General features: G+C 71.7%; 18 protein-coding genes and 1 tRNA gene. 11 read left to right on the top strand and 8 right to left on the bottom strand.

Going from position 1 to position 17,500, the window contains the following annotated elements:
- Nucleotides 1-71: 71 nt before the first annotated feature.
- Together HMPREF2863_RS09565 and aceE are read right to left on the bottom strand one after the other, a co-directional pair.
- Complete coding sequence (locus HMPREF2863_RS09565; protein ID WP_070639718.1) at nt 72-1,298, bottom strand: PucR family transcriptional regulator; 1,227 nt, start codon at nt 1,296-1,298, stop codon at nt 72-74.
- Between the two features lie 162 nt (nt 1,299-1,460).
- Entirely contained in the window at nt 1,461-4,211 is a 2,751-nt protein-coding gene (gene aceE / locus HMPREF2863_RS09560) for a pyruvate dehydrogenase (acetyl-transferring), homodimeric type (protein ID WP_070639716.1), read from the bottom strand.
- Between the two features lie 257 nt (nt 4,212-4,468).
- Between aceE and HMPREF2863_RS09555 the strand changes: the two genes are divergently transcribed.
- From HMPREF2863_RS09555 to HMPREF2863_RS09535, 5 genes are all read left to right on the top strand, one after another.
- Nucleotides 4,469-4,900, top strand: a complete 432-nt coding sequence (locus HMPREF2863_RS09555) for a DUF3052 domain-containing protein (protein WP_067190255.1) — start codon at nt 4,469-4,471, stop codon at nt 4,898-4,900.
- Entirely contained in the window at nt 4,893-5,423 is a 531-nt protein-coding gene (locus HMPREF2863_RS09550; protein WP_070639714.1) for a redoxin domain-containing protein, read from the top strand. Before HMPREF2863_RS09555 ends, HMPREF2863_RS09550 begins: the two co-directional genes overlap by 8 nt.
- A gap of 15 nt (nt 5,424-5,438) precedes the next feature.
- Nucleotides 5,439-5,512: transfer RNA gene (locus HMPREF2863_RS09545), tRNA-Val, on the top strand.
- Between the two features lie 172 nt (nt 5,513-5,684).
- Nucleotides 5,685-6,473 carry an AzlC family ABC transporter permease gene (locus HMPREF2863_RS09540; protein ID WP_070639712.1) on the top strand — a complete coding sequence of 263 codons (789 nt, stop codon included), beginning with the start codon at nt 5,685-5,687 and terminating at the stop codon, nt 6,471-6,473.
- Entirely contained in the window at nt 6,470-6,817 is a 348-nt protein-coding gene (locus tag HMPREF2863_RS09535; RefSeq protein WP_067190248.1) for a branched-chain amino acid transporter permease, read from the top strand. Before HMPREF2863_RS09540 ends, HMPREF2863_RS09535 begins: the two co-directional genes overlap by 4 nt.
- A gap of 5 nt (nt 6,818-6,822) precedes the next feature.
- On the opposite strand, the gene HMPREF2863_RS09530 is transcribed toward HMPREF2863_RS09535, so the two are convergent.
- Nucleotides 6,823-7,314 (bottom strand): NUDIX hydrolase, encoded by a 492-nt coding sequence (locus HMPREF2863_RS09530; protein ID WP_067190246.1) that lies wholly within the window; start codon nt 7,312-7,314, stop codon nt 6,823-6,825.
- 251 nt (nt 7,315-7,565) lie between these two features.
- Here HMPREF2863_RS09530 and ppk2 point away from each other — a divergent pair, with 251 nt between their 5' ends.
- From ppk2 to gndA, 3 genes are all read left to right on the top strand, one after another.
- On the top strand, nt 7,566-8,495 hold the full coding sequence (ppk2, locus tag HMPREF2863_RS09525; RefSeq protein ID WP_245232037.1) for a polyphosphate kinase 2: 930 nt from the start codon (nt 7,566-7,568) through the stop codon (nt 8,493-8,495).
- On the top strand, nt 8,470-9,318 hold the full coding sequence (locus HMPREF2863_RS09520; RefSeq protein ID WP_070639710.1) for an SGNH/GDSL hydrolase family protein: 849 nt from the start codon (nt 8,470-8,472) through the stop codon (nt 9,316-9,318). Before ppk2 ends, HMPREF2863_RS09520 begins: the two co-directional genes overlap by 26 nt.
- A 110-nt stretch (nt 9,319-9,428) precedes the next feature.
- Nucleotides 9,429-10,937, top strand: a complete 1,509-nt coding sequence (gene gndA, locus HMPREF2863_RS09515; protein WP_070639708.1) for an NADP-dependent phosphogluconate dehydrogenase — start codon at nt 9,429-9,431, stop codon at nt 10,935-10,937.
- 157 nt (nt 10,938-11,094) lie between these two features.
- Here the strand turns inward: gndA and epsC are convergent, their stop codons facing one another.
- The 3 genes from epsC to msrA all read right to left on the bottom strand — a co-directional run bounded on the left by epsC (nt 11,095) and on the right by msrA (nt 13,385).
- Nucleotides 11,095-11,682 (bottom strand): serine O-acetyltransferase EpsC, encoded by a 588-nt coding sequence (gene epsC, locus HMPREF2863_RS09510; protein WP_067192265.1) that lies wholly within the window; start codon nt 11,680-11,682, stop codon nt 11,095-11,097.
- A gap of 119 nt (nt 11,683-11,801) precedes the next feature.
- Nucleotides 11,802-12,734, bottom strand: a complete 933-nt coding sequence (gene cysK / locus HMPREF2863_RS09505) for a cysteine synthase A (protein ID WP_070639706.1) — start codon at nt 12,732-12,734, stop codon at nt 11,802-11,804.
- A gap of 72 nt (nt 12,735-12,806) precedes the next feature.
- Nucleotides 12,807-13,385 carry a peptide-methionine (S)-S-oxide reductase MsrA gene (gene msrA / locus HMPREF2863_RS09500; protein ID WP_371327630.1) on the bottom strand — a complete coding sequence of 193 codons (579 nt, stop codon included), beginning with the start codon at nt 13,383-13,385 and terminating at the stop codon, nt 12,807-12,809.
- A 63-nt stretch (nt 13,386-13,448) separates the two neighbouring features.
- Between msrA and HMPREF2863_RS09495 the strand changes: the two genes are divergently transcribed.
- The 3 genes from HMPREF2863_RS09495 to HMPREF2863_RS09485 all read left to right on the top strand — a co-directional run bounded on the left by HMPREF2863_RS09495 (nt 13,449) and on the right by HMPREF2863_RS09485 (nt 16,130).
- A complete protein-coding gene (locus tag HMPREF2863_RS09495; protein WP_311199918.1) occupies nt 13,449-14,312 on the top strand; it encodes a Nif3-like dinuclear metal center hexameric protein in 864 nt (287 codons plus the stop codon).
- On the top strand, nt 14,309-15,043 hold the full coding sequence (locus HMPREF2863_RS09490; protein WP_070639704.1) for a zinc ribbon domain-containing protein: 735 nt from the start codon (nt 14,309-14,311) through the stop codon (nt 15,041-15,043). Before HMPREF2863_RS09495 ends, HMPREF2863_RS09490 begins: the two co-directional genes overlap by 4 nt.
- 127 nt (nt 15,044-15,170) lie before the next feature.
- Nucleotides 15,171-16,130 (top strand): reverse transcriptase-like protein, encoded by a 960-nt coding sequence (locus HMPREF2863_RS09485; protein ID WP_070639702.1) that lies wholly within the window; start codon nt 15,171-15,173, stop codon nt 16,128-16,130.
- Nucleotides 16,131-16,133: 3 nt separating this feature from the next.
- On the opposite strand, the gene HMPREF2863_RS09480 is transcribed toward HMPREF2863_RS09485, so the two are convergent.
- Together HMPREF2863_RS09480 and HMPREF2863_RS09475 are read right to left on the bottom strand one after the other, a co-directional pair.
- The gene (locus HMPREF2863_RS09480) at nt 16,134-16,940 is read right to left on the bottom strand and encodes a YaaA family protein (RefSeq protein ID WP_070639874.1); all 807 of its coding nucleotides are present in this window, start codon (nt 16,938-16,940) and stop codon (nt 16,134-16,136) included.
- 49 nt (nt 16,941-16,989) lie between these two features.
- The gene (locus HMPREF2863_RS09475) at nt 16,990-17,466 is read right to left on the bottom strand and encodes a DUF898 family protein (protein ID WP_083315357.1); all 477 of its coding nucleotides are present in this window, start codon (nt 17,464-17,466) and stop codon (nt 16,990-16,992) included.
- Nucleotides 17,467-17,500: the final 34 nt, after the last annotated feature.

Below are 17,500 nucleotides of genomic sequence, written 5' to 3'. Positions count from 1 at the left end.
GGCGGCACGGCGGTCACCAACCCTTCCGAACAGCTTTGGAGGATTCCTACAAACAGTCTCAGATGGCGGACTCAGCGATCGCGTTCGCCGTGGGGTCGCTCGCCGCCGAGGGGCGCGTCGTGCTCGGCGAGTCGACCGACCGTGATCGCCGTGTGCAGGACGTAGGCGTCGCGCGGCACCAGAGGGTCCCATCCGGTCAGCTCGCTGACCCGGCGCAGGCGGTAGCGGACGGTGTTCGTGTGGATGTAGAGCTCGCGGGCGGTCGCCTCGAGCGAGTGTCCCAGCAGGCCGTAGGTGTCCACCGTCTCCAACAGGGACGGGCCGGCCTGCAGCAGGGGCCAGTACACGCCGTGGATCAGCGCCTCCCGCGCGGTCGGGTCGCCCATCAGCACACGTTCGGGCAGCAGCTCGTGCGTCGGCGTCGGCCGCGGTGCCCGTGGGTGTGCCCCCGCCGCGGACAGCGAGGCGAACACATGCCGAGCGGACACGTGGGCCTCGGTCAGAGAGTCCACGGTCGGCCCCACGATCACCGGTCCTTCCGCGAACCACGGGGCCAGGGCGGCGGCCACCACCGTGGAGTCCTCCACGGACCCGACCACCACCACGAGGCGCTCGGACTGCACGCCGATCAGCACGTCGCACTTGTGCCGGGCCGCAGCCCGGCGCAGCTCACCGACGTAGGCGGGCTTGTCCGGCCCCGGAGCGCCGCCGGCCATGACCAGCACCTGGCGTTCACCGCGCCAGCCGATGGCGGTGGCACGGTGGCGGATCTCATCCGCGTCCTGACCGCGCAGCACCGCATCCAGCAGGACGGCCTCGAGGCGGGAGTCCATGGCCCCCCGGGTCTCGGCGGCGCGGGCGTAGACATCGGCCAGGGCGAAGGCGACCTCACGGGAGTACCGCAGCATCGACTCGCGCACCGCGGCCTGGTCACGGTCCTGCAGGATCTCCGGGACCACGGCCTCGACGGCCTCGACGATGGTGCGGATCAGCTGGAGCGCCCGCTGCAGCGAGATCGAGCGGGTCAGCTCGGTGGGCGCCTCGCCGAACACGTCCGCCAGCACATGCCCACTGGTCACCCCGGGCTTCTGGAACCACTGCACGAAGCCGTTGAGGCCGCGCTGTGCCACCAGCCCCAGGTGGCTGCGCTCGTCCGGCGTCAGCCGGCGGTACCAGGGGAGGGCCGCGTCCACGCGCTGCAGGATGGCGGTGTTCAGCTCGCCCAGGTGCGTACGGAGCCGCGCGAGCGATTCCGCCGAGATCGGCCGTGTGCCGGCAGGGGGACGCGAATCGGGCATGGGGTGATCCTAGCGGGGGTCTTTGTACGTTCCCTACAGGCCGCGCATCCCACCGCGGGCACCGGGGAACCCCACGGGACGCGACGACGGCCCCTCGCCTTTCGGTGGAAAAGGCGAGGGGCCGTCGTCGGGAAGCGGGGCGTCAGCCCGTTGCGGAACGGATCAGGCGTCGCCGCCGGCGTTGCCGGTGGTGCCGGCGTTCACGTCGTCGAGCCGGTACTTCTCATGCGCCTTCTTGGCGGTGCCGGCCTCCACGGAGCCGTCCTTCTCCAGCATCTGGAGGGCACGGACGACCATGGAGTGGGCGTCGATGAGGAAGTAGCGGCGGGCGGCCGAGCGGGTGTCCGCGAAGCCGAACTCGTCGGCGCCGAGCACCGCCATGTCCTGCTTGACGAACGGGCGCACCTGGTTCGGCAGGGAGGTCGTGTAGTCCGTGGACGCCACGATCGGGCCCTGCACGTCGGCCAGCTTCTGCGTGATGTACGGGATCCGCTCCTGCCCGTCCGCGTCGCGCAGGGCCTCCTTCTCGGCGGCGGCCGCGTCGCGGTACAGCTCGTTCCAGCTGGTCACGGACCACACGTCCGCGGACACGCCCCAGTCCTCGGCGAGGAGCCGCTGCGCCTCCACGGCCCACGGCACGGACACGCCCGAGCCCATGAGCTGGACCTTCGGGCCGTCGGCCTCGCCCGCGGAGAGCAGGTACATGCCCTTCAGCAGGCCCTCGACGTCCAGGTCCTCCGGCTCGGCCGGATGCACGATCGGCTCGTTGTAGACCGTCAGGTAGTAGATGACGTTGCGGACGTCCTCGCCACGGTCGTGGTCGCCGTACATGTCCTCCAGGCCCTGGCGGACGATGTGGGCGATCTCGTAGCCGTAGGCCGGGTCGTAGGTCTTCACGGCCGGGTTGGTGCCGGCGAGCACCGGGGAGTGGCCGTCCATGTGCTGGGTGCCCTCGCCGGTGAGCGTGGTGCGTCCGGCGGTGGCGCCGATCATGAAGCCGCGCGCCAGCTGGTCGGCGCCGGCCCAGATGTTGTCCGCGGTCCGCTGGAAGCCGAACATCGAGTAGAAGATGTACACCGGCACCATGGGCTCGCCGTGGGTGGAGTAGGAGGTGCCGATCGCGTTGAACGCGGCGGTGGCGCCGTCCTCGTTGATGCCCACGTGGAAGAGCTTGCCCTGCTGAGACTCCTTGTAGGACAGGAACAGGTCGCGGTCCACGGCGAGGTAGTTCTGGCCCTTGGTGTTGTAGATCTTCGCCGTCGGGAAGAACGAGTCCATGCCGAAGGTGCGGGCCTCGTCCGGGATGATCGGCACCAGGCGCGAGCCCAGGTTCTTGTCCCGCATGAGGTCCTTGAGCAGGCGGACGAACGCCATGGTGGTGGCCGCCTCCTGCTTGCCGGAGCCCTTGCGCGCCTGCTTGTAGGCGGCCTCGCCGGGGACCGGGATGGCGGGGTACGTGCTGCGGCGCTCCGGGACGGCACCGCCGAGGGCCTTGCGGCGCTCGAGCATGTACTGGATCTCCGGGGCGTCCTCGCCCGGGTGGTAGTACGGGATGTTGTACGGGTCGCCCTCGATGACCTCGTCCGAGACCGGGATGCGGTGGCGGTCGCGGAAGGTCTTGAAGTCGTCCACGGTCAGCTTCTTCATCTGGTGCGTGGCGTTGCGTCCCTCGAAGGACTTGCCGAGGCCGTAGCCCTTGATGGTGTGCGCCAGGATGACGGTCGGCTGGCCCTTGTGCTCCATCGCGGCCTTGTAGGCGGCGTACACCTTGCGGTAGTCGTGGCCGCCGCGCTTGAGGCCCCAGATCTCGTCGTCGGACATGTCCGCGACGAGCTCCTTGGTGACGGAGGACCGGCCGAAGAAGTGCTCGCGCACGAAGGCACCGTCCTCGGCCTTGTAGGTCTGGTAGTCGCCGTCGACGGTCTCGTTCATGACACGAACGAGCTCGCCGGTGTCGTCCTTCTCGAGCAGCGGGTCCCACTCGCGGCCCCACAGGACCTTGATGACGTTCCAGCCGGCGCCGCGGAAGTAGGACTCCAGCTCCTGCACGATCTTGCCGTTGCCGCGGACGGGCCCGTCGAGGCGCTGCAGGTTGCAGTTCACCACGAAGGTCAGGTTGTCCAGGTTGTTGTTCGCGGCGATGTGCAGCTGGCCGCGCGACTCCGGCTCGTCCATCTCGCCGTCGCCGAGGAAGGCCCAGACGTGCTGGTCCGAGGTGTCCTTGATGCCGTGGTCCTGCAGGTAGCGGTTGTACTGCGCCTGGAAGATCGCGTTCATCGGGCCCAGGCCCATGGAGACGGTCGGGAACTGCCAGAACTCCGGCATCATGCGCGGGTGCGGGTAGGAGGACAGCGCGTGGCCCTTCTTCGACTTCTCCTGGCGGAAGCCGTCGAGGTCCTCCTCGGTCAGCCGGCCCTCGAGGAAGGCGCGCGCGTAGTTGCCGGGCGAGGAGTGGCCCTGGAAGAAGACCTGGTCGCCGCCGCCCGGGTGGTCCTGGCCGCGGAAGAAGTGGTTGTAGCCCACCTCGTAGAGGGTCGCCTGACCGGCGTAGGACGAGATGTGGCCGCCCACGCCGATGCCCTCGCGCTGGGCACGCTGCACCATGACGGCGGCGTTCCAGCGCAGGTAGTTGCGGTAGCGGCGCTCGAGCTCCTCGTCGCCGGGGAACTCGGGCTCCTGGTCGGCGGGGATGGTGTTGACGTAGTCGGTGGTGGTCACCATCGGCACGCCCACGGACTTCATGCCGGCCCGCTGCAGCAGGGAGCGCATGATGTACTGCGCGCGCTCCGTGCCGCGCTCCTCCACGAGGCCGTCGAAGGACTCGATCCACTCCGCGGTCTCTTGGGGATCCTTGTCCGGGAAGTTGTTCGTCAGTCCGCTCAGGATGCGGGAGCTCTCTTCGGCTGCGCTCAAGCTGCCTCCTCTGGCTGGGCGGAGGGGTGTCTCCGCGGGGTCTGTGGTGGGGGCGCGGGCCGCGTGCGGCGGCATCCTCGACCGGCGGTGTGCGCGGCCGCCCCCGTCGTTGAGGTGGTCTGCATGACAGCCTACCCGGGCCCGCCCCGCACGCGGTAAGGCCCAGGGGGCCATTGCGCGTAGGGTGGGGAGAGTCACCCGATCGGGCGGTGGCCGGGACACCGGCGCCGCCGCCAACCGAGGAGGTCTGTACGACTATGGACGCCGGGTCCGCCGCGACCGACGCACCCCGTGCCCTGCTGGACGAGCTGAGCCTGACCGCCGGACAGTACGTCCACGAGTTCGGCTATGACGAGGACGTCGACCACGGTCTGCGCGAGCGGCTCGAGGGCGCGCTCGGCACCGAGCTGCAGCCCGAGGAGGACCAGGAGCCGGTGGACGCCGTGCTCGTGTGGTGGCGTGCCGAGGACGGCGACGCCACCGACCTCGCGGACACGCTCGTCGACGCACAGCTGTCGCTCGAGGAGGGGCCCGTGTGGGTGCTGACGCCGCGCAAGGGCCGCGAGGGTCACGTGGATCCCGCCGACGTGCAGGAGGCCGCCACGACCGCCGGCCTGCACGCGACGACCGGCGCCGGCGCCTCCGAGGACTGGGCGGCCGTCAAGCTCGTGCAGAAGCGCGGTGGCTGACAGTCCCGCGCTCCGGGACTGCCACGGCCAGTCCTGGCCCTTCCCGCCCGTGACGGATCCGGGCAGGTCGGCCACCGCCGGTCCCGACGACGGCGCACGCCCCCTCGGCGTGTGGCTCGCCTTCCTGCCGGGGGCCTTCACCCCCGTGTGCACCAGTGAGCTGGCCTGGCTCGGCGAGCTCGCCGAGCGGTGGGCCGCGCAGGGTGTGGCCGTGAGGGTGGTCTCCTGCGACTCGGCTCCCGTCCTGCGCCGCGCGGCCGAGGACCTCGGACTTCCCGAGGAACTGACGCTGCTGTCCGACTTCTGGCCCCACGGGGCCGCCGCCCGCCGCTTCGGTGCCTTCGACGCGGACACGGGCAGGCCCCGGCGGATCTCGGTGCTGCTGGACGCACAGGGCATGGAGCTCGGCCGGGTGGAGGCCGAGCCGGGGCGGGCGCGCAGCCGCGACGAGCATGAGGAGCTCACGGATCGGCTGCTGGGCGGTGCGAGCGCGGCGCCGCCCGTGACGACGGCCGGCCGGTAGGATGAGGCCGTCCCAGGACCCATAGCTCAGTCGGTCAGAGCACCACGTTTACACCGTGGGTGTCGGCGGTTCGAGTCCGTCTGGGTCCACCGCCGATGGTCGGCAGCACGACCATGATCACGGCCGCCACGGCCGCGCCGCCGCATCGAGGTGCGCCCCGCGCCCCTCCCAGGGGCACCGGTCGCCGTGGCGCCCGCCATGTGACCTTGTCCGGCGTCGTCTGCCTATGCGGCCCGCCGCCTGTGGCACCCTGGTCCGGTCATGAACACGGATTCCGCTCTCACCGCTGCCACGGCGTCGACCTCTGCGGAGGTCCGCCGGGGCCTGCGGCTGTCCTCGGCCGCCGGGCTGGGTCTGGTCCCGCTCGGCGTCGCCTTCGGACTGCTCGTGGCGCAGGCACCGTTGCCGTGCTGGACCGCCCCGCTGCTGTCCACCGTGGTCTTCGCCGGCTCGGTCGAACTGCTGCTGGTGTCCCTCATCGTGGCGGGCACCCCTCTGGTCTCGGTGGCGGTCACGGTGTTCCTGCTGAACTTCCGGCACGTCTTCTACGCCTTCAGCTTCCCGCTCCGGGTCGTCCGCTCGCGTCCGGCCAGGCTCTACTCCATGGGCGCGCTGATCGACGAGGCCTATGCCATCGCCACCACGCACCGCACCGGCTGGACCGGGCCGCGCCTGCTGGCCATGCAGGCCGCGCTGCAGGTGTACTGGGTGCTCGGCGGCGTGGTGGGCGTCGCGGCAGGATCCCTGCTGCCCGCGCCGATCGAAGGCCTCGAGTTCGCCCTGACGGCGCTGTTCATCGTGCTCGCCCTGGACGCAGCGCGGACCCGCCGCCAGGTGCCGCTGGTCGTCATGGCCGCGGCCGCCGTGGTCGTGGGCGTCGCCCTCGCCCCGGGAGAGCTCCTCGTGACGGCGTTCGCCGTCTACGTGCTGTTCCTCATCGTCGCGCACCTCGTGGCCCGCCGTGGCCGGGATGTGGGGCTGCCGGCGGAGGACCCGTTGGAGGCGGCCGCCGTCCCGGTGACGGACGACCCCGAGGAGGGGAGCCGATGACCGTGTCCGCCGGATACATCGTCGCCGTCGCGCTCGTCGCCGGAGCGGTGACCTTCGGCCTGCGTGCGCTGCCGTTCGCGCTGCTGCGTCCGCTGCGCGAGTCCCTGCTGGTCCGCCGCCTGGCCGTCTGGATGCCCGCCGGGATCCTCACGGTCCTGGCGCTCGTGATGCTCCTGGACTCCGCGGCCCTGGCTCCCGGAGAGCCGGTGGACGTCCGCCGCCTGTCGTACGCGCTCCTCGCGGCCGCCGTGACGGTCGTGGTCCACCTGGCCGCAGGTCGGCGCACCGTGCTGTCCATCGCTGCCGGCACCGCCTGCTACGTCGTCCTGGTCAACCTGCTCTGAGGTCCTCAGGACCCGCGCACCTGACCGTCGGCCACGAACCGCCCGCCCCCGCCGGCCAGAGCCCACTCGATCGCCCGCCGGTGCAGCGGCGGCAGCTCCGGGGTGTCTGCGACCGGGAACCAGCCGACGTCGAGGTTCTCGTCGTCGTTGACCCGCGCCTCGCCGCCGACGGCGTCCAGGACCATGACCACGTCCAGGTACTGCGCCCGGTCGCCGTTGGGGTAGACGGCCTCAGCCGTGGTCCCCACACCGGCGAGACGTCGCGGCACGGCCTCCACAGCCGTCTCCTCGTGCACTTCGCGCACGGCGGTGTCCGCGGGCTCCTCGCCGGGATCGGGGATGCCGGCCGGGACGGTCCACCGGCCGTTGTCGGCCCGCCGCACCAGCAGCACCTCGGAGTCTTCGGCGCGCAGGACCACCGCCTTGACGCCGGGCAGCCACAGCGGGTCGTGGCCGATCTTCTCTCGCAGGGACAGGATGAATTCCGGAGTGGACATGACTCCACCCCATCACATCCGCCGTGGGACCACGCTGCGGCCGGACCCTGCGGGCGGGCGTCCGGGTCCTGCCGGCGACCGGCGAGGCGAACCACACTCGTTCACCTTCTGTTCACGTCACCACGCGCCCCGGGCCGGGCCGTGGCGGGGGTCTCGGACCATAATGGGAGACACGATCCGCCTCTCGGGTCCGTCGCGTCCCGCCCCCTGTGGGCCGCCGGGCACCGGAGGGCGTGCCGCGCGAGAAGGAAATGAGGACGATGCACGTGCAGCTGCTCACCCCCGACGCCCCCCGCGAGAACCTCCGTTCGTTCATCGACAAGCTCCGCGAGGGCGGCTACACCGTCACCGACGGCCACACCAACGACCCGGACCTCATCGATCCGCAGGGCAAGGCCGTGGAGACGTGGAAGGAGGACTACCCGTACGAGGAGCGGATGTCCCGTGAGGACTACGAGCTGGAGAAGTACCGCCTCCAGATCGAGCTGCTGAAGCTGCAGTACTGGGGCGAGGACACCGGCCAGCGCTTCATCGTGGTGTTCGAGGGCCGCGACGCCGCCGGCAAGGGCGGCACCATCAAGCGCTTCACCGAGCACCTGAACCCGCGCACCGCCCGCGTCGTCGCACTGAACAAGCCCTCGGACCGTGAGCAGGGCCAGTGGTACTTCCAGCGCTACATCCAGCACTTCCCGACCGAGGGCGAGATCGTGCTGTTCGACCGCTCGTGGTACAACCGGGCCGGCGTGGAGCGCGTCATGGGCTTCTCCACGGACGAGCAGTACGAGACGTTCATGCGCCAGACCCCGACGTTCGAGAAGATGCTCGTCGACGACGGCATCCACCTGACCAAGTTCTGGTTCTCCGTGACGCAGACCGAGCAGCGCACCCGCTTCGCGATCCGACAGATCGACCCGGTCCGCCAGTGGAAGCTGTCCCCGATGGACCTGGAGTCCCTGGACCGCTGGGAGGCGTACACGGCCGCGAAGGAGGCCATGTTCCTCCACACGGACACGGACCACGCCCCGTGGATCTCCATCCGCTCCAATGACAAGAAGCGCGCCCGCCTGAACGCCATGCGCTACTTCCTCTCCCAGTACGAGTACGAGGGCAAGGACCACGCCGTGGTCGGCGAGCCGGACCCGAACATCGTCCGCCGTGGCCGCGACGCCGTGGGGGACTGACCTGCACGGGGCCGTCCTCCGCGCTGCCGGCGGCCGCGCACCCCGCCGTGGGGTCGCGGCCGTCGCCGCGCTCGCCCTCGTCCTGGCCGGCTGTTCTCTGCCCGACGACGGCCCCGGCACCTCTGTCGACAACGGCCCCTCCGTGGACGCAACCGGTGCCCCCGGCACCGGTCCGGGAGGGCCGGCAGGCCAGGACCGCTCGCCGCTGTTCGACACACCGGCCGACTCCGCGGCCGTGTACGAGGTCTACGGAGACTCCCTCACCGTGGCCGACTCCCCGGACTTCGCGGGCGGTCGTCTCGGCCCGGAGTCCTGGCTGGCGCACATGGATCCGGAGCGCTTCGCGGTGACCGCGGCCGGCGGCCGGTGGGGCGCCACCGTGCCGGACGTGCTCGCCGGACACCTCGCCGACGGCCCCATGGAGGCTGACGCGCTGCTGGTCTTCCTCGGCACCAACGACCTGTTCCGCGCCGCCGGCGACACCGCGTCCGCCCACGCGGCCTTCGTCGGCGAGGTCGAGGACCTGGCGGGCCGACGAGGCAGAGGTGGGGCGGCCGTCGTCGTGGTGGCGGTGGGCCCGTCCGGGACGGACCCGGCCCGCGGCGTCCCCGGCCCCGTGCGCGACTGGAACGAGCGCACCCGCACCGCGGCCGCCGAACGCGGCTGGACGTTCGTGGACCCGTGGGGGCCGGTTCGAGACGAGGCATCCAACACGTTCGCGGATCCGCAGGACACCACGGACGGGCTGCACCTGTCCGTGTCCGGCGCACAGAAGCTCGCCGACGGCATGGAACAGGCGCTCGCCGACGGGTCCGACGCGTAGGCTGGAGACAGCACGTCGCCGCCCGGCCGGACGGCGACACGTCCCCGCAGGGGACATTCGACCAGACCCACCCACCGCAGAGGGCGTCAGACGCCCGGGAGAGGCAGAGCATGAGCGAGGCGACCACCAGCATCCCCACCGGCACCGCGGACATCGGCGTGACCGGCCTGGCCGTCATGGGCGCCAACCTGGCCCGCAACTTCGCCCGCAACGGCTATACCGTGGCCCTGCACAACCGCTCCCGCGCCCGCACCGACGCGCTGGTGGCCGAGCACGGCCACGAAGGCGAGTTCGTGGCCACCGAAACCCTTGAGGAGCTCGTGCAGTCGCTGGCCGCCCCGCGCCGCGTGCTGATCATGGTCAAGGCAGGCCAGCCGGTGGACGACGTGATCGAGCAGCTCGTGCCGCTGCTGGAGACTGGGGACATCGTGATCGACGCCGGCAACTCCCACTACGAGGACACCCGGCGCCGCGAGGCCGCGCTGGCCGAGAAGGGCCTGCACTTCGTGGGCGTCGGCGTCTCCGGCGGCGAGGAGGGCGCCCTCAACGGCCCGGCGATCATGCCCGGCGGCCCGAAGGAGTCCTACACGGCCCTCGGCCCGATGCTCGAGAAGATCGCCGCGGACTTCGACGGAGAGCCCTGCTGCGCCTGGGTCGGCACCGACGGCGCCGGCCACTACGTGAAGATGGTCCACAACGGCATCGAGTACGCGGACATGCAGGTCATCGGCGAGGCCTACGACCTGCTCCGCCAGGTCGCCGGCATGGAGCCGGAGGAACAGGCCCAGGTGTTCACCGCTTGGAACCAGACCGACCTGGCCTCCTACCTGATCGAGATCACCGCCGAGGTGCTCTCCCAGGTCGACGCCGAGACCGGGCGGCCGCTCGTGGACGTGATCGTGGACGAGGCGGGCCAGAAGGGCACCGGCCGCTGGACCGCGATCTCCGGCCTGGACGTGGGCTCCCCGGTGGCCGCCATCGCCGAGTCCGTGTTCGCCCGCTCCCTGTCCTCCCAGCCCCAGGTGCGCGCCCAGGCCCGCGAGCTGCTCGCCGCCGGCACCGAAGGGTCCGGCACCCCGGCCCCGTCCGACCGGGAGGCCTTCGTGGAGGACGTGCGTCAGGCGCTGTTCGCCTCCAAGCTCGTCGCCTACGCGCAGGGTCTGGACATGCTCTCGGCCGCCGCCGCGGAGTACGGCTGGTCCTTGGACCTGGGCACCATCGCCTCCCTGTGGCGCGACGGCTGCATCATCCGCGCCGACCTGCTCGACGTGATCATGCGGGCCTTCGGCGGCCGGGACACCGACCGCCACCCTGAGCCGGGCACCCGCGCCGAGGGCCAGCCGGCGAACCTGCTGTTCGCCCCGGAGTTCACCCAGGCGATCGCCGAGGCCCTGCCGTCCTGGCGCCGCGTGGTGGCCACCGCCGTCGCGGCCGGCGTCCCGGTGCCGGTGTTCTCCTCGGCCCTGGCCTACTACGACGGCCTGCGCGCCGAGCGCCTGCCCGCCGCCCTCATCCAGGGCCAGCGCGACTTCTTCGGCGCCCACACCTACCGCCGCACGGACAGGGACGGCTCCTTCCACACCCAGTGGTCCGGCGACCGCACCGAGGTGCAGTCCTGAGCCGGACGCCCCGGCGTGCAGTCCTGAGCCGGACACCCCGGCCCCGCGAGGACAGCCGGGTCCTGGGAGAGTGAGGGCCCAACACGGTGCCGAGACGCGATCTCATCACCGTGTTGGGCCCTCACTCTGCGGGTCGGTCGCCGTCGTCGGCTCCGGATCAGATCCACATGGCCGGGTCCACGTACTCCGCGGGGTCCACGGCCGGGGCCTTCTCGGTCTTCTCGTCGCGATGGCGGACCCGGGCCGGGATGCCGGTGGCGATGGAGTCGGCCGGGGTGTCCTTGACCACCACGGCGTTGGCGCCCACCGCACTGCCGGCGCCGATCTCCACCGGCCCGAGGATCTTCGCGCCGGCGCCCACGACGACGCCGTCGCCGAGGGTGGGGTGGCGCTTGACCTTCTCCAGGGAGCGGCCGCCGAGGGTGACACCGTGGTAGATCATCACGTCATCGCCGATCTCCGCGGTCTCGCCGATCACCACGCCCATGCCGTGGTCGATGACGAGGCGACGGCCGATCGTCGCGCCCGGATGGATCTCGACACCCGTGAGGGAACGCGCCACCTGGGAGAGCACGCGGGCAGGCGTCTTGAGCCGCTCGTGCTGCCACATCCGGTGGGCGACCCGGTGTGCCCACACCGCGTGCAGGCCCGAGTACACCACGGCGATCTCCAGGTCCCCGCGCGCGGCCGGGTCATGGCTGCGGACGGCCGCGATGTCCTCCTTGAGACGGGAGAGAAGTCCCACGGTGCTCGCCTTTCGCGTCGTGCGGCCGGCCCGGTACGGGGCACGGCCGGAGTCAAGGGAGGCGACGTCGGCACCCGCGGCGGGTGCCGACGTCGTCCTCTGGAAGGAGCGGCTGCGGGTCAGCCGCGGATGTCCTCGAACAGGACGGTGGAGATGTAGCGCTCACCGAAGTCGGCCACCACGGCCACGATCAGCTTGCCCTCGTTCTCCGGCTTCGCGGCCTCCTTCAGGGCGGCCGAGACGATCGCGCCGGAGGAGATGCCGCCGAGGATGCCCTCCTTGGTGCCCAGGTCTCGGGCGGTGGCCACGGACTCCTCGAGGGTGGCGGCGTAGACCTCGTCGTAGAGGTCCTGGTCCAACACGTCCGGCACGAAGTTCGCGCCGAGGCCCTGGATCTTGTGCGGTCCGGGCTGGCCGCCGGAGAGGATCGGGGAGTCGGACGGCTCCACGGCCACCAGGCGAACACCCTTCTTCTGCTCGCGCAGGTACCGGCCGGCGCCGGTGATGGTGCCGCCGGTGCCCACGCCGGCCACGAACACGTCGACCTCTCCCTCGGTGGCCTCCCAGACCTCCGGGCCGGTGGTGGTGTAGTGCGCCTGGACATTGGCCGGGTTGGCGAACTGGCGGGCCCAGATGGAGTTCTCCGTCTCCGCCACGATCTGCTGGGCGCGCTCGACGGCGCCGCGCATGCCCTCGGAGCCCGGGGTCAGCACGATCTCGGCGCCGTAGGCGCGCAGCATGACGCGACGCTCGGTGGACATGGTCTCCGGCATGGTCAGGATGACGCGGTAGCCGCGGGCCGCGCCGACCATGGCCAGGGCGATGCCGGTGTTGCCGGAGGTGCCCTCGACGATGGTGCCGCCGGGCTTCAGCTCGCCGGAGGCCTCGGCGGCGTCCACGATGGCGCGGCCGATGCGGTCCTTCACCGAGTTGGCCGGGTTGTAGAACTCGAGCTTGACGGCCACGGTGCCGGGCAGGCCCTCGGCCAGGCGGTTCAGGCGGACCAGCGGGGTGCCGCCGACGGCCTCGGTGATGTTGTTCAGGATGGTCACGGTGAGCTCCTCCGTGGAAGTGGGGGTCGGGGGATGTCTATGGGTCAGGCTAGTCAGCGCAGTCGTGACACGTCAGCGCTCGAGCCACACGGCGTAGTGTTCGCGGGCCTTCGCGATCTTCGGGTCGATCACCACTCGGCAGTAGCCGTTGAACGGCCGCGCGTCGTAGAAGCCCTGGTGGACGTCCTCGGCGTCGAACCACGCGGCGGCCGGCTCGAGGGTGGTGACGATGGGCCGGCGGTAGAGACGCTGCGCGTCCGCGATCGCGGAGGCGAACAGCTGCCTCTCGGCCTCGTCCCGGTAGAACATCGCAGAGCGGTACTGCGTGCCGACGTCGTGTCCCTGGCGGTTCAGCGAGGTCGGGTCGTGGGAGGTGAAGAACATCTGCAGGATCACGTCCGTGGGCACCACGGAGGCGTCGTAGCGCACACGCACCGCCTCGGCATGGCCGGTGGCGCCGGAGCAGACGGCCTCGTAGTCCGGGTCCGGGTGCGCCCCGCCGGTGTAGCCGGAGACCACGTCCAGCACACCGCGTACGCGGCGGTAGACGGCGTCCAGACACCAGAAGCAGCCGCCTGCGAGCGTCAGCTCGCGCACGTCCGGCTCCTGGCGCTCACGGCAGGGGCTCTGCGGGGTCTGATTCACAGTCACATCCGGCACAGCACCGCGCGGCACGGATTCATTCCGGACGTGCTCTTCGGCACAATGGCCTCCATGAGCGAGACCAGCCGCCCCACCGTCGCCGACGTCCTCCGTCTCATGGAGGAGCTCTGGCCGAGCGCGCTCGCCGAGTCCTGGGACGCGTGCGGACTGGTCGTCGGCCGGCCGGATGCGACCGTCTCCCGCATCCACTGGGCCGTGGACCCCGTCTCGGCAGTGGTGGCCGAGGCCGTGGAACACGAGGCGGACATGCTGGTCACCCACCACCCGCTCCTGCTCCGCGGCGTCACCTCCGTGGCCGGCACCGGCTTCAAGGGCGATGTGGTCCACACCCTGATCGAGAACGGCTGTGCGCTGGTCGCCGCCCACACGAACGCCGACTCGGCCGTGGGCGGCGTCTCCGACGTCATCGCCGAGGTCCTGGGCCTGACCCGACTCCGCCCGCTCGCGCCGTCGGACGGCGGCACCGAGGAGGAGGGCATCGGCCGTGTCGGGGAGCTCGAGACGCCCATGACCCTGCAGGCCTTCGCCGAGCGTGTGCACCTGAACCTGCCGTCCGTGGCCTCCGGCGTCCGCGTGGCAGGCGACCGGCAGGCGATCGTCCGCACCGTGGCCGTTTGCGGAGGAGCGGGCGACAGCCTCTTCGACGCTGTCCGCGCCTCCGACGCGGACGTGTACGTCACCGCAGACCTGCGGCACCACCCTGCCTCGGAGGCCCGTGAGGCCGCGCTCCTCGACGACGGCCGCCCCTACCTGGTGGACGTGTCCCACTTCGCCAGCGAGTGGCTGTGGCTGCCAGCCGGCGCCCAGGCCCTGGAACGCCGTCTCGCCGAGGACGGCCACGAGGTGGAGATGGCCGTCTCCTCGATCGTCACGGACCCCTGGGACTTCATCCTCGTCGGAAGGAACCCCTCATGAGCACGCTGACCGCCACCGCCGCCCAGCGCCAGGCGCTGCTGGACCTGCAGGATCTGGACACGGAGATCGACCGCGCCAAGGCCGCCCTCAACCGGCTCCGCACGGACGAGGAGTTCGCGCAGGCCAAGAAGGACGCCGCCGACCTCGCCGAGCAGCTCGCGGCGGCCGAGGGGGCCCGCCGCGAGGCGGACCGGGATGCCGCCGAGGCCTCCGAGAAGGCCGCGGCCACCCGCGCCCACCGCGACCGCACCCGCAACCGACTCCACGCCGGTGGCGGATCCCACAAGGAGCTCGAGGCGATGATGCACGAGGCACAGACCCTCGAGGGTCTGCTCGCCGAGCACGACCAGGCCGCCCTCGAGGCCATGCAGGCCGCCGACGCCGCGGCCGGGAAGGTCACCGCCGTCCAGGAGCGGAAGGCCGCCGTCGAGGCCTCTGGCCGCGCGCGTGCGGCCCACCTCAAGCAGGAGGGCCAGCGCATCACCGAGCACGGTCGCTCCCTCGCCGCGCGGCGTGCCGAGGCCGCCGCCGGGCTGCCGGCCGAGATCGTGGCACGCTATGAGAAGGTGCGGTCCCGGAACGGCGGGATCGGTGCCGGGCGCCTCGAGGGCAACCGCTCCAGCGCCTCCGGCACCCCGCTCAGCCCCGCCGAGCTCGAACGCCTCCGGGCCCTGCCGGAGGACGCGCTCGCCGAGTGCCCCGAGACCGGCGCCCTGCTGGTGCGCGTCTGAGCATCCGCGCCTGGCGTCCGGCCGGCGCCCTGCGCCCGTTACCGTGTGAGCACCCCCTGACACAGCGTCCCCGCTGAGCCGGCGGCCCCACCGCCGGCCCCGCCGATCCTCGAGGAGGAACCACCCCGTGTCCGAACGCGTCCTGCAGGTCGAAGCCGACGGCGGCTCCCGCGGCAACCCCGGCATCGCCGGCTACGGAGCCCTGGTCAGGGACCCCGTCACGGGCGATGTCCTGATGACCGAGGCCGGGCCGCTGGGCCGGGCGTCCAACAACGTGGCCGAGTACTCCGGCCTGATCGCCGGACTGAAGATGGCGCGTCTGGTGGACCCCTCGGCGCGGGTGCACGTGCTGATGGACTCGAAGCTCGTGGTCGAGCAGATGTCCGGCCGCTGGAGGATCAAGCACGAGGACATGCGCCGTCTCGCCGCCGAGGCCCGGAGCCTCTACCCGGCCGGACGCGTGGACTACGAGTGGATCCCGCGTGCCGAGAACAAGGATGCCGACCGGCTGTCCAATGAGGCCATGGACGCCGGGGCGAAGGGCGTGGACTGGGATGCCGGCGCGTCGGAGGTCACGGTCGCCGCCCCGGACGCCGCGGAACCGGAGCCGACCGACGCCCGGGCCGTTGCGGCCGACGACGAAGAGCCTGCGGCCCCGGCCGCGTCGGGCGCCGCGGAGACCGCGCTCCAGGGACTGCCCGGTCGGCTGCACCACGTCGAGGTCTGGGTCGCGGACCTCGAGGCGGCCGAGCGCAGCCTCGGCTGGATGCTCGAGCAGCTGGGCTACGAGTGCAACGGGCGATGGAAGCAGGGCCGCTCCTACCAGGGGGCGGGGGAGTACATCGTGCTCGAGTCCGGTGCCGACGTCGCCGACGGCGCCCATGAGCGCCGTCGGCCGGGTCTGAACCACCTGGCGTTCATGGCGGGCACCCGTGCCCAGGTGGATGCGCTGACCGAGCTCGCCCAGGAGCACGGCTTCTCCCTGATGTTCGAGGACACCCACCCGTTCGCCGGCGGGCGCGGACACTACGCGGCCTATCTCGAGACCGACGACGGCTTCGAGGTGGAGCTGGTGGCCACCGCCTGAGCCTCAGCGCTCGGGCAGGACCACCTGCAGCGAGCCGGCCTTGGTCACGGTCGGCTCCACGAGCTCCACGCTCCAGTCGTGGGGGCCCTCGGGGGACCCGGCCCTCTCGACGACGGCCACCGCCTCCTCCAGGGTTCGCACCTGGGAGGCCGGGGCCGCCAGCAGTTCGCGGGCCACGAGCCCGCGGGTGTGCTTGGCGAAGTGGGACACGACGGTCCGCCTCCCGGCCTTCATCTGGAACACGTCCACGGTCACGGTGCGCCCGGACGGGGCCTTCCACTGGGACGCGTAGCCGCCGGAGCGGCAGTCCACGACAGGGCCTGCGTCCTCCTCAGCGAAGGCGTCGAGCGCGGGTGTGAGGCGCTTCTTCCACCAGGTGCCGAGTCCCGGCATGTCCGGCAGCCTCGCACCGACCGACAGCCGGTAGGCCGGGATCGCGTCGCCGAGCGCGGTGACGCCGAGCAGGGCGGAGAACACCAGCGCGCGGCGGCGGGCCCGGGTACGGGCCGCCGTCGGGAGCGAGGCGTAGTCGAGGGCGTCGAAGAGGACGCCGGTGTACACCCGGTGGGCGGCTGCGGCGGGGTTCTGCGTGATCGTCCGGTTCGCCTCGACCTCGGCGGCGAGGCTCGCGCCGACGCCGAGCACCTCGAGCGCGTCCTCGCGTCCGGAGACGCGGGCGAGCCGGTCGAGCAGCTCGGTCCGGGCGGCGGTCACCTCGGGGTCGTCGGCCAGGACCAGGCCGGACAGGTCCAGCGGTCGGCCGGAGGCGGGCGCGGTCTTGCCCTCGGAGGGCGGCAGGAGGATCAGCACGTCGTCCACCCTATCCAGGCACACGTCGCCACGGACGGAGCAGCTCCGGTCAGTGGCCCAGGGTGCGTCCGTGGGGATCGACGACGGTGTGCTCCTGGACCCAACGGACGATGCGGGGATACACCCAGAACGCATAGATGCCGAGCGTGACGATGATCAGCAGGAACCACTTGATCCACTGGCCGATGAGGCCCACGCCTGTGCCGACAAAGGCGAGCTGTCGGCCGTAGAGGTAGGTGTGAGAGGCCTTCCAACGCTCCTGAATGGTCAACGCCCAGGGAAGCCCGAAGCCGAAGGTGACCGTCATCAGGAGCCAGACCAGCAGGCAGTTGAGAACCCAGCTGCCGGCCCCGCCGGTGAACGTGTACGGGCGGCCGGCAGGCAGCTGGACCGCGAGCTGCTGCTGTGCCGGCGGTGCCGGGACGTTGGAAGGAACGGAGGCGAGGGTGGAGGAGCCCGATGCGGACTCACCCCGGATCGAGCTGGATGGGGACGGGGAGGACCGTGCGTCGAAGCGTTCATTCATGTGTGTGATCTTAGAAGCGCGTGCGGACACGCTA

The sequence above is a fragment of the Micrococcus sp. HMSC067E09 genome, from assembly GCF_001812555.1.
Classification (GTDB): Bacteria; Actinomycetota; Actinomycetes; order Actinomycetales; family Micrococcaceae; genus Micrococcus; species Micrococcus lylae.
Note: the sequence above shows the minus strand (reverse complement) of the source record. Positions and strands in the feature narration are given on the sequence as shown.

What these genes read in the sequence shown, in the direction of transcription:
- HMPREF2863_RS09565 (WP_070639718.1), bottom strand. Translation starts at nt 1,298, where the DNA reads ATGCCCGATTCGCGTCCCCCTGCCGGCACACGGCCGATCTCGGCGGAA.
- HMPREF2863_RS09555 (WP_067190255.1), top strand. Translation starts at nt 4,469, where the DNA reads ATGGACGCCGGGTCCGCCGCGACCGACGCACCCCGTGCCCTGCTGGAC.
- HMPREF2863_RS09540 (WP_070639712.1), top strand. Translation starts at nt 5,685, where the DNA reads ATGAACACGGATTCCGCTCTCACCGCTGCCACGGCGTCGACCTCTGCG.
- HMPREF2863_RS09535 (WP_067190248.1), top strand. Translation starts at nt 6,470, where the DNA reads ATGACCGTGTCCGCCGGATACATCGTCGCCGTCGCGCTCGTCGCCGGA.
- HMPREF2863_RS09530 (WP_067190246.1), bottom strand. Translation starts at nt 7,314, where the DNA reads ATGTCCACTCCGGAATTCATCCTGTCCCTGCGAGAGAAGATCGGCCAC.
- ppk2 (WP_245232037.1), top strand. Translation starts at nt 7,566, where the DNA reads ATGAGGACGATGCACGTGCAGCTGCTCACCCCCGACGCCCCCCGCGAG.
- gndA (WP_070639708.1), top strand. Translation starts at nt 9,429, where the DNA reads ATGAGCGAGGCGACCACCAGCATCCCCACCGGCACCGCGGACATCGGC.
- HMPREF2863_RS09495 (WP_311199918.1), top strand. Translation starts at nt 13,449, where the DNA reads ATGAGCGAGACCAGCCGCCCCACCGTCGCCGACGTCCTCCGTCTCATG.
- HMPREF2863_RS09490 (WP_070639704.1), top strand. Translation starts at nt 14,309, where the DNA reads ATGAGCACGCTGACCGCCACCGCCGCCCAGCGCCAGGCGCTGCTGGAC.
- HMPREF2863_RS09475 (WP_083315357.1), bottom strand. Translation starts at nt 17,466, where the DNA reads ATGAATGAACGCTTCGACGCACGGTCCTCCCCGTCCCCATCCAGCTCG.